This window comes from Brevundimonas vesicularis (assembly GCF_900445985.1).
Classification (GTDB): domain Bacteria; phylum Pseudomonadota; class Alphaproteobacteria; order Caulobacterales; family Caulobacteraceae; genus Brevundimonas; species Brevundimonas vesicularis_D.
This window is the reverse complement of record NZ_UAQP01000005.1, coordinates 240,095-252,847: the sequence shown is the minus strand read 5'-3', so window position 1 is coordinate 252,847 and position 12,753 is coordinate 240,095. Positions and strand designations below refer to the sequence as shown.

Sequence of the window (12,753 nt, the reverse complement as noted above, 5' to 3'; positions counted from 1 at the left end):
ACCCACAATGACCGACGCCGCCCCGCCCGCCCCCGCCTCTTCCGCCCCTGCCGCCCCTGCCGCCCCTACTGCCCCGCAGGCGCCCGCAGCCGCTCCGCCTGCACCGAAGAAGAACGTCATGTGGACCGTCATCGCAGCCGGGGTCGCCCTGCTGGGGGTGCTGATGGTGCTGTACGCCTGGCAGTTGCCGCCCTTCCGGGGCGCGATCCAGCGCACGGACAACGCCTATGTGCGCGGCCAGGTGACGATCATCAGCCCGCAGGTGAACGGCTATGTCACGGCCGTGCCGGTCCAGGACTTCCAGACTGTCCAACAGGGGCAGCTGCTGGCCCAGGTGGACGACCGCATCTATCGCCAGCGGCTGGAGCAGGCCGAGGCCAGCCTGCACTCGGCCCAGGCGGCCCTGTCCAACTCGACCCAGACCCAGGCGTCGGCGCGCGGATCGGTGGCCCAGCAGCGCGCCTCCATCGCCGCCGCCGAAGCCACGCTGACGCGGGCCCAGGCTGACGCCAACCGCGCCCGCACCCTGAAGGCCGGAGGCTGGGTCGCCCAGGCCAATGTGGACGTCGCCGAAGCCGCCCTGCGCAGCGCCCAGGCCCAGGTCGCCCAGGCCCGCGCCGCCGAGGGCATCGCCCAGACCGGCGTCACCTCCGCCGTCGTCGGCCGCGACAGCCTGGCCGCCGCCGTCGAGAACGCCCAGGCCGCCGTGCGTCTGGCCCAGATCGACCTGGCCAACACCCGCATCGTTGCCCCCCGCGCCGGTCGCCTCGGCGAGATCGGCGTGCGCCAGGGCCAGTATGTGACCGCGGGCACGCAACTGATGGGTCTGGTGCCGGACGTGGTCTGGGTCACGGCCAATATGAAGGAGACGCAGATGAGGAATATCCGCGTCGGCCAGCCGGTCGAGATCACCGTCGACGCCCTGGGCGGCCAGACCCTGCGCGGCCATGTCGAAAGGATCGCCCCCGCCGCCGGGTCGGAGTTCAGCGTCATCCGTCCCGACAACGCCACCGGCAACTTCACCAAGGTCGCCCAACGCATCCCGGTCCGCATCCGCATCGACCCGAACCAGCCCGCCGCCGAGCGTCTGGCGCCGGGCATGTCGGTGGTGGCGAAGGTGAATACGGCCGACTGACGGAACGCGCCGCTCTGCATCGCGCTACCTCTTTCAGCAAGGGAGAGCACCATGGACCTCGAACAGACCAAGGGTCGCGAAGAGAACGGCGCCGATCCGGCCGGCAAGCCGGACGCCCTGACCTCCGACAAGGCGACGAAGGCAGTCGGTCAGGCCGAGCGCCACAGCGCGGGACCAGACGGTCCGGACGCCGCTGAGATCGGCGACACCTTCAAGCGCAAGCCCTGACGCCGGATCAGGCCGATCGCGGCGACAGACTGGCGGCGAGCAGATGCACGTCGTGCGCCCGCATCCGCTCGAAGTTCCCCAGCCCCAGGGCCAGCGCGCGCAGGATCTCGGTCTGTCGCATATGTTCCGGATGGGCGGGCAAGGACGGCTCCGCCCGCGCCAGCTCCGCATCGAGTTCGGCCATCATATGGGCCAGGATTCCGTCGTTCATCTGATCCTCCATCACGCCGCCGACCGCCGCAGACGGTTAGAGCACAAACGGAACAAATGAAGAACACTCAGGCAGTCGCCAAACTGTGGACGAACGAAAAAGGGCCGGGCGATACGTCGCCCGGCCCTTTTCTTTCAGCATCGCGACGCGATCAGCTGTCGGCTTGCCAGCCGCCGGCCAGGGCGCGGAACAGGGCGATTTGATAGGTCGTGACCAGGGCGTCGGACTGGGCCAAAGCCGCGTCCGCCGCCGCCTGGGTGCGTTCGGCGTCGAGCACCAGCAGGAAGCTGTCGGCGCCGGCGTTGAAGCGCAGGCGCGACAGGTCGGCGGCGCGGGCGGCCTGATCCCTGGCTTCGGTCAGGGCCGCACGGCGGTCCAGTTCGTTGGCGTAGTTGCTGAGCGCCGTCTCGGTTTCCTGAAGCGCCGTCAGCACGGTCTGATCGAAAGTCGCCAGCGCCGCGTCCGAACGGGCGCCGGCGGCCTTGATCTGGGCGCGGGCGGCGAAGACGTTGGGGAAGGACCAGCTGATCAGCGGGCCGAAACTGAAGCGGAAGTTCTGGTCGTCGCCCAGTTCGCCAGCGTCCAGCGCGGTGGAGCCGAAGGAGCCGCCCAGGCTGATTTGCGGAAACAGGTTGGCGGTCGCCACGTTCACGCGCGCGGCGGCGGCGGCCAGTTCGGCCTCGGCCTGGCGCACGTCGGGACGGCGGACCAGAAGCGCCGCGCCATCGCCGACCGGGATCGGCTGGCTGAGCTGTGGCGGACGCACGCAGGCGGCGGCGGCCTGGCTGGCCTCGGCCGGGGTGCGGCCGGTCAGGGTCGCTAGGCGGAACAGGGCCTCGTTACGGGCTGCGCGCAGGGTCGGCAGGGTCGCCGCCGTCTGGGCCAGGGCCGCGCGGGCGCTGGCCACATCCAGCCCTGTGCCCGCCCCGCCGTCGAGCAAGGTCTGGGTCAGGTTGGCGGTGTTGCGTTGCAGCTCCAGCGTCCGTTCGGCCACCGCGATCTGCGCATTGGCCGAACAGGTGTCGGCATAGGCGCGGGTCGTCTCGGCCGCGACCGTCACCTGGACCGTGGCCAGAGCGGCCTCGGCGGCGCGGGCGTCGGCGCGAGCGGCGCGGATGGTGGATTCCACCCGTCCAAACAGGTCGACCTCATAGGCAGCCTGAATGCCGACGTCATAGGTGTCGATCTCGGGCGCATCCTGCCCGGCGGGCAGGCCCTGAACGGTGGCGGCCGAGGCGCGGCTGCGCTGGGCCTGGGCGCTGGTCGTCGTGGTCGGGAAACGGCCGACGCGGGCCTCCGACAGCGACGCCCGGACCGCGCGCAGATTGGCGAAGGCGGCCTCGAGCTGGTTGTTCTCGGCGAAGGCCTGCTGGATCAAGGCGTCCAGCGTGGGGTCTTCGTACAGCCGCCACCAGTCGTCGCGCGCCGCAGCGGTCGAAACGGTGGGGCTGGCCGAGCCGACGAAGGCGCCTGTGCCGGCGACGGGCAGGTCGGCGACCGGCGCCTTGGGTCCAACCGCGCAGGCGGCCAGCAGGGCGCTGAAGGCTGCGGCGGTCAGGAAGCTGAGGGTCGTGTTGCGGGTCATCAGATGTCCCCTCCCCGGCCGGTCGCAGGCGCAGGCGCGTTCGGATCGGTCAGGTCGCTGGTTTCGTCATAACGCACGGGCCGGTCCGAAGGACGGTCAGGCGTCGGGGTCGGTTTCTTGCCTTGCGGCAGTTTCGAGGACAGCCAGCGGCTGACCACATAGAAGACCGGGGTGAAGATCAGGCCGAAGAAGGTCACGCCCAGCATGCCCGAGAAGACGGACGTGCCCAGCGATTGACGCATCTCGGCGCCCGGCCCCGAGGCCAGCATCAGCGGCACGACGCCGAGGATGAAGGCGAAGGAGGTCATCAGGATCGGACGCAGGCGGGTCTTGGCGGCGGCGACCGCAGCCTCGAACCGGTTCATGCCCTGCTCTTCCTCGGCCTGTTTTGCGAACTCGACGATCAGGATGGCGTTCTTGGCCGCAAGCGCGATCAGAACGACCAGCCCGATCTGAACCAGGATGTTGTTGTCCAGGCCGCGCAGGTTCACCCCGATGATGGCCGCCAGCAGACACATCGGCACGATCAGAATGACCGCCAGCGGAAGCGTGAACGCCTCGTACTGAGCCGCCAGCACCAGGAAGACGAACACCACCGCCATCAGGAAGATGACCGTCGCGCCGGAACCCGCCGCCTTCTGCTGATAGGCCAGACCCGTCCACTCGTAGGAGAAGCCCTGCGGCAAGGTCTGGGCGGCCATGGTTTCCATGACCTGCAGCGCCTCGCCGGAAGAGACCCCTGCCGCGGCGTTGCCCTGAAGTTCGGCGGCCGGGAACAGGTTGTAGCGAACGATCCGCGCCGGGCCGGAATCGTTGACCAGATTGGCCACCGACCCGATCGGCACCATCGCGCCCGTGGACGACTTGGTCTTCAGATTGGCGATGTCGGCGATGTCGTCGCGCGCCGTCGGCTCCGCCTGCGCCGTCACCCGGAAGGTGCGGCCTAGCATGTTGAAGTCGTTGACGTAGGACGACCCCAGATAGACGCCCAGTGTGTCGAACACCGAGCTGGGTTGGACGCCCAGCATCAGCGCCTTGTCACGATCGACGTCGGCGGTGATGCGTGGCGAGGCCGTGTTGTAGGTCGAGAAGACCTGGCTGACCTCGGTTGGCTTCTGCGCGGCGGCGCCCATCATGGCGAAGGTCGCGCCTTCCAGCGGACGATAGCCGGCGCCTTCGCGGTCCTGGATCATCATCGAGAAGCCGTTGCCGGTGCCCAGACCCTGGACCGCCGGCGGGGCGATGACGAAGATCTGAGCGTCCTCGATCTGTCCGGTCGCCTGGGTGATGGCGCCGGCCAGGGCCGTGGCGGCCTCTTCCTTGGAGCGTTCCTCGAAGCCGTTCAGGCGCACGAAGATGGTGGCGGCGTTGGAGCCGAACGAGAAGCTGGAGCCATCCAGGCCGGCGAAGGCCACGGTCCCGTCCACCCCGGCGGTGCCCTGGATGATCTTGGTGGCGCGTTCCATCACCGCCTGGGTGCGGTCCAGAGATGCACCGGCCGGCAGTTGGATGACGCCGATCAGGAAGCCTTGGTCCTGTTCAGGGATAAAGCCCGAGGGGGTGTCGACCAGACGCCAGGCGGTCAGGCCCAGAAGACCGGCGTAGATGATCAGCACCAGCCCGACCGTGCGCACCAGACGCGCGGTCAGGCGCCCGTAACGATCCGACAGCCAATCGAAGCCCTCGTTGAACTTACGCCCGGCCCAGCCGCCGTAATAAACGACCGTGCCCAGGACGCCCGGCTTGCGAGCGTGCTCATGATCCTTCTTGTGCGGCTTCAGCAGCAAGGCGGCCATGGCCGGCGACAGAGTCAGGGACACGAACAGCGAGATGACCGAGGCCGAGGCGATGACGACCGCGAACTGGCGATAGAAGATGCCGGGGATGCCGGGCACGAACATGGTGGGCACGAACACCGACACCAGCACCAGGCCGATGGCGATCAGGGCGCCGGAAACCTCCTGCATCGATCGATAGGCGGCCTCCTTCGGCGTCAGCCCCTCACCGATGGCCCGCTCCACGTTCTCGACCACGACGATGGCGTCATCGACGACGATGCCGACCGCAAGGACCAGGGCGAACAGGGACAGGGAGTTGATCGAATAGCCCAGCGCCAGCTGCACCGCGAAGGTGCCGACCAGGGCGACGGGAATGGCGACGATGGGGATGATGGCCGCGCGCCAGGTCTGCAGGAAGACCATGACCACGATGATGACCAGGATGACGGCTTCGACCAGGGTGTGCTGAACCGACTCCACCGAGGCGGCGACGAATTCGGTCGGGTTGTACGGCACGTCCACCTTCATGCCGGCGGGCACTTCGGACTTCAGGGCCTCGACCTCTTTCAGGACGCGGTCGGCGGTGCCAAGGGCATTGGCGCCCGGCTGCTGAACGATGGCGATGCCGACGCCGCGCTGGCCGTCGAAGAAGCCGCGGATGCCGTAATCCTGGGCACCCAGTTCGATCCGCGCCACGTCGCGCAGATAGGTGACGCGGCCCTGGGCGTCCGTCTTCAGAACGACGTTGGCGAACTCATTGGGATCGCTGAGACGGCTCTGGACCTGAACCGGCAGCTGGAAGGCGGCCGCGCTGTTGGGGAACGGCGGCTGGCCGATGGAGCCGGCGGCGGCCTGAACGTTCTGGGCGCGCAGGGCGGAGACGATTTCGGGGCCGGTCAGACCGCGCTCGGCCGCCTTGGCCGGGTCGATCCAGACGCGCATCGAATAGTTGCCGCCGCCGAACACCTGAACCGCGCCCACGCCGTCGATCCGCAGCAGACGGTCCCGTAGCGTGGAGTTGGCGTAGTTGCCGACATAGTCGTTATCCAGGGTGCCGTCGGGCGACGTCAGGCCCAGGATCATCAGGAAGCCGCTCTCGGCCTTGTTGACCACGACGCCCGTCTGGCGAACCGCCTCGGGAAGACGGGGCTCGGCCAGCGCCACCCGGTTCTGGACCAGCACCTGTGCCGAATCCAGGTCCGTGCCGGGCTGGAAGGTCACCGTGATGGCCACCGCCCCGTCCGATGTGGACGAGGAGGAGATGTAGAGCATGTTCTCGACGCCGTTCACCTCCTGCTCGATGGGGGCGGCGACGGTTTCGGCCAGGGTCTCGGCCGAGGCGCCGGGATAGGCGGCGTTGATGGTGATCGTCGGCGGCGCGATCTCCGGATACTGCGACAAGGGCAGCAGCGGATAGGCGGCGATGCCGATGATGGAGATCACCACCGCGATCACGGCCGCGAAGATCGGCCGGTCGATGAAGAAGCGGGAGATGTTCATGGCTTAGCCGGCCGGCAGGCTGTTGGCGAAGGAGGCGCTGGACGCGGGCGCCGACTGAGTGACGGGCGCCTGGGACGCATCGCCGGCGACGGGTTCGATCTTGCCGTTCTTGGGCGTGACCTTGGAGCCCGGCTGAGCGGCGCGTTGCAGACCCGCAATGATGACGCGGTCGGTGGGGGCGAGGCCGGAACGGACGACGCGCAAGCCCTGCACGATCGGGCCGAGCTGGACGGCCTTGTTCGTCACGGTGCCGTCGGCGTTGACCACGGCGACGGTGCGGCGGGCCTGATCCGTGCCGATGGCCGAATCCGGCACCAGCAGGGCGTCATAGGCGCCGGCGCCGGCGACCTGGGCGCTGCCGAACATGCCGGGACGCAGGAAACCGTCGGCGTTGGGCAGGATGGCGCGCAGGCGGATCACGCCCGAGGCGGTGTCCACGGCGTTGTCAGAGAAGTCCAGACGGCCGGTGTGCTTATAGGTGCTTTCGTCCTGAAGACGGACATTGACCGTCGCACCCTGGTTGGCCCCACCCTGACGCAGGTATTTCAGCAGGACCGCTTCCGAACCGTCGAAGACGAAGTGGATCGGGCCGCCCGAAATGATGGTGGTCAGGACGTCGCCGGCCGACGATCCGCCGGCGATGACATTGCCCGGGTCGACGCGACGGTCGGACACGCGGCCCGACACCGGCGCGGTGACGCGGGTGTATTCCAGGTTCAGGCGCGCATTACGGACGGCGGCGTTGCCGGCCGCCAGATTGGCCTGGGCCGCATCGACGGCCGCCTTGTTGGAATCATACTCGGCCTTGGACACCGCCTGCGAGGCCAGCAGAGCCTCGCTGCGGGCCAGGTTGGCTCGGGCCAGCGACAGTTGCGACTGAGCCTGGGCCACCTGGGCCTGAGCCTGAGCCAAGGCGGCCTGGGCCGGGCGCGGATCCAGGGTGAACAGCAGCTGTCCGCGCTGGACCATCTGACCGTCGCGGAAGTGAACCGCCTGGATATAGCCGCCGACACGGGCGCGCACGTCCACGCTCGAGACCGCCTCGAAGCGGCCGGTGAACTCATCCCAGTCCCGCACCTGCTGCTTCAGAGGCACAGCCACCGTCACCGGCGGCGCGCCCTGCGCCGGCGCTTCTGCCTTTGGCGAACAACCATAAAGGGCACCCGTCACCATGACGGATACCGCCGCAATCTTCAGCCCGCGCATCTGCGCATCTCCCTGTCGGAGGTAAATCCCTGTCGTGCGGACGAAGGCCGATGGGGAGTCGGCCTTGTCAACGCGTGGTGACTTAATGGTCGGCGCAGTGGCGCTTGTCAACAGGCGTTGACAAAGCCATATGTGCTCTACGGTTATTGTCTGTGGAGTGTCATCACCTTGTTATGTCCCGGCCCACGCCCGAGAAACGCCGCCGCCACGCGCACGGCCATTCTCGATGCTGCGCGCGAGAGGTTCGCGGCCGAGAGCTATGACGACGTGGGCATGCGCGACATCGCCCGCGACGTGGGCGTCGATGCGGCCCTGATCAGCCGCTACTTCGGCTCCAAGGACGATCTGTTCCTCGCCGCGCTGGACAGTTGCGGCGACGGCAGCGCGCTTATGCAGGGTGAAAAGGGCGAGTTCGGCCGGCGCGTGGCGCACGAGATCGTCTTCGAACCGAAGAAGGCCGAAAAGCTGAAGGGCATGTCGATCATGCTGCGCTCCATCGGTTCGGCCAAGGCGTCGGAGATGGTTCAGAACACCTGCACCCAGCGGTTCTTCGGCCCGCTGGAGGAATGGCTGAGCGGGCCGGACGCCACGGTCCGCGCGCGGCTCCTGGCCGGTTTCATCATGGGCATGTCGGTCAGTCGTGAACTGGGCGGCGGCAGCTTCAATATCGAACCCGCTCAATGCGAGGAGATGCGCGACCGACTGGCGCCCATTCTTCAGTCCCTGATCGACGGCTGATCCCATCGCGGAAATGAAAAAGGGCGCGGAGGGTGACCTCCGCGCCCTTTGTCTTGTCTGGCGACCAGCCTCAGTGGGAGGCGGTCGAGGTCACTTCGGTCCGCGCCTTGGTGCGGATGCAGCCGATCGCGAAGATGGTCAGCCCGACGTAGCCCAGCATCGGCACGATGAAGGCTGGCTGAAGCTTGCCGGCCGCATCCGCGATGTGCGCCGCGACCTGGGGCAGCAGGGCGCCGCCGATGATGCCGAACACCAGCAGGCCCGACGTCGCCGACGTCGGTGCGGTCGAGCGCTCCAGCGTCAGGGTGAAGATGGTCGGGAACATGATCGAGTTGAACAGGCCGATCGACAGAACGGCATAGGCCGCCGTCGGCCCGCCGATCTGGCTGACGGTCAGGCACAGCACCGCCGCCGCGACGGTGCAGCAGGCCAGGACGATGCCGGGGCGCACCTTGGTCAGGACGGCCGAACCGATGAAGCGGCCGACCATGGCGCCGCCCCAGTACAGGGCGACCATCTTGCCCGCCGTCTCGATGGGGGCGTTCAGGATGTCGGGGCTTTCGAGGAAGTTGGTCAGCATGCCGCCGATGGCGACTTCGGAACCGACGTAGAGGAAGATGGCCAAGGCGCCGAACACGGCCCAGGGCGACGACAGGGCCTTCAGCGGCGAGACCGCATTGTGCGATTCAGGCGCCGCCGCATTGATCTTCTTGCGCGCCGTGAAGATGAAGACGGCGATCAAGGCGAAGAAGGCGCCCATGCCCAGGAAGGCCATGTCAATGCTGCGCAGCGACTGGGTGCGAGTCGCGGCGGTGACCACGGCGCCGGCGGCGAAGACGCCGCCCGTCAGCAGGACGTGCGAGCCCAGCCACGGACCGACGGTCGTGCCCAGCGAGTTGAAGGCCTGCGACAGGTTCAGACGGCTGGAGGCGCCTTTGGGGCTGCCAAGCTCGGCGACCAGCGGGTTGGCCGCGACCTGCAGCAGCGTCACGCCCGAGGCGATGACGAACAGGGCGATCAGGACGCCGGGATACCAGTCGGCGGCGGTGGCGGCCGGCACGATCAGGCACCCCGCGACCATGACGATCAGGGCGCCGATGATCGAGCGGCTGTAGCCCAGCTTGCTGAGGACCGAAGCCGCCGGCAGCGACATCAGCCCGTAGGCGATGAACCAGGCGAAGGTCGTCAGGAAGGCCTCGGCGTTGTTCAGGTCGAACACCCGCTTCACCGCCGCGATCAGCGGATCGATCAGCGAGGTCGCAAAGCCCCAGGCGAAGAACAGCGTGGTGACATAGGCGAAGGCCAGGCCTGCGCCCTGGCGTTTTCCGGCGTCCGGAACGGTCATGGATGATCCCCCAGTGAAATCGAACGGCCGCGCTGTGGTCGCGCGGTTCTCATCCTGCTTGGTTCGGACATCGCGAAAGGCGCGTCCAGCCGAAAAGCGCGCTCTGTAACGAAACGTTTCCGCCGGCCCGTGGCGCAGGCAAAGAAAAGGGCCGCCTCGCGAACGCGGCGGCCCAAGTTTGCTCAGAAGAGAGGGGAAATCAGAACTTGTAGTTCAGCCCGACTGCGAAGGTGCGGCCGTAGTGCTGATAGTCGATGGTCCGGCGCTCATCGCCGTTCTCGAAGGTCTTGAACGGCTCGTCGGTCAGGTTGTTGACCTGAGCGAGAACCGACAGGCCTTCCAGCGGACCGGACTGGAACTCATAGCCGACCTGGGCGTCGACGACCGTTTCAGCCGCCACCGAACGCAGGGTGCGGCCGTTGCCGAAGCCGGCGACCTCGCCCAGGTAATCCGAGCGATAGCGGGCCGAAATCCGCGACTGGAAGCCGTAGCGCTCATAGTAGAGCGAGCCGTTGATCACGTTCTCCGACAGACCCGGCAGAGCGGTCGGGGGCTGGGTCGGGTCCGGCAGGACTTCGCTGTCCGTGGTCGAGGCGCTGAACTGGGCGCCGAAACCTTCCAAGGCCGGATGGAAGATGTCGAACGGCGCAGAGATTGCCAGCTCAAGACCCTTGATCCAGCCGCCTTCGCCGTTTTCAGGCGTCGAGAGCGTGCCCAGATTGGTCACAGGCGTAATACCGCCCGTCGGATAACCGCTGAAATCGAAGAGACGGTTGTAGCTATAAACGTAGCTTTCCAAGTTCTTGTAGAAGGCGGCCAGCGAGACGTAGCCCTTGCGATTGGCGAAGTATTTCTCGAACGAGAGGTCCACCACGTCCGCGATATAGGGCATCAAAGTAGGATTGCCGCCACCGCCGCCCCACGGCGAGTTTTTCGCAGGATCGGGCGTCCCGTTATTCTTGCCCGAATCGAATGAGAAGTTACGCGAGGCCCGCATATCGTCCATCCGAGGACGGGCCAAGGTGCGCGCCGCTGCGAAACGCACGAAGGCGTCGTCGGCGACCTGCAGAATGAAGTTTGAACTCGGCAGGACTTCAAGATACTTGGCGCCGCCTTGAAGATTGGCGACAGCGGCCACGCCTTGGCTCAACTGCTGGGCCTCGAAGCCTTGGCCCGCTTGGTCCGTGTAGACGAACTGCATACCGACATTGCCGGTCAGCGGCAGGCCGAAGAGATTGTGGTCAATGTTGGCGCGGACATAAGAGGTTGAAACCTTCTCGGTCACCGACCAGTTGCCAGCGGCGACATCAGCGTTCGGATTACGGATGCGATCCAGCGCGCCGCTGTTGACCAAACCCAAGGCATCGTAGCTCAGGACCTGCGAGATACCCAGATACCCCAAATCGGTCGGGTCCAGCAGGAATGCGCTAGGCACGGTCAGATCGCCGCCGCCGGGGACACCGAGATAGAACTGGTCGTTGACGAAGCTCTTCTGACGCTCGGTATAGTTAAAGCCGAAATCGATCGACTTGAAAGGGCTCTGATGCAGTTGGCGCGTAACAGAGAAGCGCGCGCCCTTGATCTCGTCCTCGATGGAAGGAGTGTTCATATAGCCGGCCTGACCGCCGGTAATAACGTCGCCGCCCCAGCCTTGCGGGCTGGTGATGCGGATCAGGTTCGGATCGGCATAATTCAAACGGCTGGTGAAGCGAGTGACGCCGTCGTCGGTCAGTTCAAAGCCCAAGGTATCCAGCGCGCCGTTGATATTGCGGCCGGTGCCGGCGTTTGTTTCCAGGATGATGTCGTTACGCTCGACCTTCGAATAGCTGAGGTCCAGATTCGCCGACCAGTCGTCGCTGAGCGTGAATTCGGTGTTCCAGCCTAAAGCAGTGATGTTGCTGTCGCGCTTGTTCAGGTCGTTACGGACGACGCCCTTGATGTTGTCCCAAGTGCCGGCGACGATGAGGCCATCTTCGACGGTGTAACCGGGACGCAGCGACGGTGCCGGACGGCAGACCGCCGAGGGGACGTTCACGGTGCAATTGCCGGCCGAACCACCCCATGCCAGCGGGAATTCGATGCCGCGCAGAACCTGGGTGTTCTTGAACTCGGAATAGAAGGCGTCGATCGTGGAGTGGATGCGATCGTTCGGGCGCCATTCCAGCACGCCCATATAGCCGTCGCGCTCCAGCTCCGACGACATCACATAGGGCTTCACGCCGCCGGTCAGCAGATTGCCGTCCGTGTAGTTTGGATAGCCCCAAGCGTTGAAGCGCTCCGACTGATAGGGCGAGCTCATGTGGGCGTAGCCCAGGGCCACGCCTAGCGTACCGTCAAGGAACTGGTCGATGTAGGAGATGGTGTAGCGGTCGCCGTTGTCGGTCGTGCCCGAGTTCAGGGCGCCGATCTCGTTCCACTCGTGGCGATAGTTCATCGCGATGGCCTGGCGGCCGTAGGCCAGCGGGCGAACGGTGCGCAGGTCGACGGTGCCGCCCAGGCCCTGGCCGATCAGGGCCGCGTCCGGGGTCTTGTAGACGACGACGCTGTTCAGCAGTTCAGCGGGGAACTGGTCGAACTCGACGCCGCGGTTGTCGCCGGTGGTGACCAGTTCGCGCCCGTTCAGCAGGGCGGTCGTGAAGTCGGGGCCCAAGCCACGGATGGAGATCGCCTGGCTGCGGCCGTCGAGGCGCTGCATCGTCACGCCCGGCAGGCGTGCCAGGGATTCGGCGATCGAGACGTCCGGCAGCTTGCCGATGTCTTCGGCCGAGATGACTTCGACGATCGAGGTGTTGTTGGCCTTGGCCGAGATCGCGGCTTCGATCGAACGACGAATGCCGGTGACGACGATTTCGCCGACTTCAGTGGCCTGGTCGTCGGCCTGGCCCGTCGTGGCGGCTGCAGTTTGTGCGTGGGCCGAGCCGACCGCCATCAGGGCGGCTGCGCCGAAGGCGACGCCGGATAGCAGGCGCGCGCGCCGGTTGAGACGTTGGAACATGGTCATCCTCCCTTGGGCTGACCGCGTTTCTG

At 66.7% G+C, this 12,753-nt stretch carries 9 protein-coding genes; 3 read left to right on the top strand and 6 right to left on the bottom strand.

Annotated elements, in window-relative coordinates:
- The first annotated feature begins 7 nt into the window (after positions 1-7).
- Positions 8-1,135, top strand: a complete 1,128-nt coding sequence (locus DT343_RS01335) for an HlyD family secretion protein (protein WP_112861460.1) — start codon at positions 8-10, stop codon at positions 1,133-1,135.
- A 51-nt stretch (positions 1,136-1,186) separates the two neighbouring features.
- The gene (locus DT343_RS17400) at positions 1,187-1,363 is read left to right on the top strand and encodes a hypothetical protein (RefSeq protein ID WP_181669097.1); all 177 of its coding nucleotides are present in this window, start codon (positions 1,187-1,189) and stop codon (positions 1,361-1,363) included.
- Between the two features lie 7 nt (positions 1,364-1,370).
- On the opposite strand, the gene DT343_RS01330 is transcribed toward DT343_RS17400, so the two are convergent.
- The 4 genes from DT343_RS01330 to DT343_RS01315 form a co-directional block, all read right to left on the bottom strand.
- The gene (locus DT343_RS01330) at positions 1,371-1,574 is read right to left on the bottom strand and encodes a hypothetical protein (protein WP_258522468.1); all 204 of its coding nucleotides are present in this window, start codon (positions 1,572-1,574) and stop codon (positions 1,371-1,373) included.
- Positions 1,575-1,725: 151 nt separating this feature from the next.
- Positions 1,726-3,159, bottom strand: coding sequence for an efflux transporter outer membrane subunit (locus DT343_RS01325; protein WP_112861458.1), 1,434 nt, complete (start codon positions 3,157-3,159; stop codon positions 1,726-1,728).
- On the bottom strand, positions 3,159-6,437 hold the full coding sequence (locus DT343_RS01320) for an efflux RND transporter permease subunit (protein WP_112861457.1): 3,279 nt from the start codon (positions 6,435-6,437) through the stop codon (positions 3,159-3,161). Before DT343_RS01320 ends, DT343_RS01325 begins: the two co-directional genes overlap by 1 nt.
- 3 nt (positions 6,438-6,440) lie before the next feature.
- A complete protein-coding gene (locus DT343_RS01315; protein ID WP_112861456.1) occupies positions 6,441-7,643 on the bottom strand; it encodes an efflux RND transporter periplasmic adaptor subunit in 1,203 nt (400 codons plus the stop codon).
- 132 nt (positions 7,644-7,775) lie between these two features.
- Here DT343_RS01315 and DT343_RS01310 point away from each other — a divergent pair, with 132 nt between their 5' ends.
- The gene (locus DT343_RS01310; protein ID WP_258522467.1) at positions 7,776-8,381 is read left to right on the top strand and encodes a TetR/AcrR family transcriptional regulator; all 606 of its coding nucleotides are present in this window, start codon (positions 7,776-7,778) and stop codon (positions 8,379-8,381) included.
- 70 nt (positions 8,382-8,451) lie between these two features.
- On the opposite strand, the gene DT343_RS01305 is transcribed toward DT343_RS01310, so the two are convergent.
- Positions 8,452-9,726, bottom strand: coding sequence for a sugar MFS transporter (locus tag DT343_RS01305; protein ID WP_017505130.1), 1,275 nt, complete (start codon positions 9,724-9,726; stop codon positions 8,452-8,454).
- 199 nt (positions 9,727-9,925) lie between these two features.
- Entirely contained in the window at positions 9,926-12,721 is a 2,796-nt protein-coding gene (locus DT343_RS01300; RefSeq protein WP_220116423.1) for a TonB-dependent receptor, read from the bottom strand.
- Positions 12,722-12,753: the final 32 nt, after the last annotated feature.